The sequence below is a fragment of the Acinetobacter sp. 826659 genome (assembly GCF_000588515.1).
In the GTDB taxonomy this organism is placed as follows: Bacteria; Pseudomonadota; Gammaproteobacteria; order Pseudomonadales; family Moraxellaceae; genus Acinetobacter; species Acinetobacter pittii.
This window is the reverse complement of record NZ_JFYD01000030.1, coordinates 1-1,181: the sequence shown is the minus strand read 5'-3', so window position 1 is coordinate 1,181 and position 1,181 is coordinate 1. Positions and strand designations below refer to the sequence as shown.

Below are 1,181 nucleotides of genomic sequence, written 5' to 3'. Positions count from 1 at the left end.
CCTGCCATTATCAATCAGAAAATTTATACCTTTGCCAACCAGCCGCATGAGATTTTAGGATATTTACAACATCCGTCGGTTATAAAGGCAATTATTGAACCTTTTCAGAAAAATGAAGGCTAAATGTATATATTTTCTACAATTTGAGTTATTTTTAATCGCTTGACTGTTTTTTTTAATATTTCTTCAGAAAACTATTTGACACTTTTATTAAATCGACCTAATATACGCCCACCTCTGAAACGTCCCTATCGTCTAGAGGCCTAGGACATCGCCCTTTCACGGCGGTAACCGGGGTTCGAATCCCCGTAGGGACGCCAAATTCTAAAAAGCCACTACATAACGTCAGTGGCTTTTTTCTTGCCTAAAAAAAATAAAAAGCCAATCAATGATTAGCTTTTCATATGCTCTCTCAACCCGCAATTCCTACTTGTACTTCAAGGCGACCTGACTGCACTCGTAGTCCTCTAATTTCAAACTGATCTACGAGCTGCTGCACAAGCTCGCGACTTTCTCTTAAAATATTCAAGCCCGGTAAAATACTAAAATCAGTCAAACTTAAAAGCTTTTCAACCATCCATGAACGGTTGTTAATAAAGTCAATAAATCCTGCTTGCTCTAGGTCAATAAACCACATGCGATGCCCATCGCGTTGGATTCCGGGAATATCGCCAATCAAGTGATTAATGAGTGATGGAATAGGCAACATATTTACGACTTCGAAACCAACTCGACCAATACGGCGCACAGCCCAATTTGACAAGGTGCCGCCATGTCGAATCTGAACATCAAGACTTTCATCCATTTGTCGCAAGCGTAAGAATTTTTCCTGCCCAATACGACATTCCAATACTTTAAAATCTAAACTCAAACGATACATGAAGCGATGATAATGCCCATCGATCTCGACTTGGAAACTGTCATTGCCGCACTTGATTTTAATATCATCAATTTCTGAGCGATCAATGCGCTTACGAATTTGATTATTTAATAACATTTCGGGTAAGTACAACGTTAAGGTACTTTTGCCCAAAAAAGTTCGCGCCATAATCAACGCGACTTGGCGTGCTGTTTCACTGGTTTCAGACACCATATCTCTTACCGTGCCTGCTGCCAGATTTGTCATTCCGACAACTCCACGTCGTGTATGAGTAGTTACTTGATCGAGCGCGTCCAAAGCA

The 1,181-nt window shown here is 40.5% G+C and carries 1 protein-coding gene, 1 tRNA gene and 1 pseudogene; 2 read left to right on the top strand and 1 reads right to left on the bottom strand.

From position 1 onward, the window contains the following. Together J663_RS19680 and J663_RS18485 are read left to right on the top strand one after the other, a co-directional pair. Positions 1-123: pseudogene (locus tag J663_RS19680) on the top strand (hypothetical protein); the annotation flags it as partial. A 121-nt stretch (positions 124-244) separates the two neighbouring features. Next, positions 245-320, top strand: a tRNA-Glu gene (locus J663_RS18485). Between the two features lie 92 nt (positions 321-412). On the opposite strand, the gene J663_RS18480 is transcribed toward J663_RS18485, so the two are convergent. Further along, on the bottom strand, positions 413-1,181 hold a 769-nt coding region (locus J663_RS18480; protein WP_033851444.1), incomplete at its 5' end, for a hypothetical protein.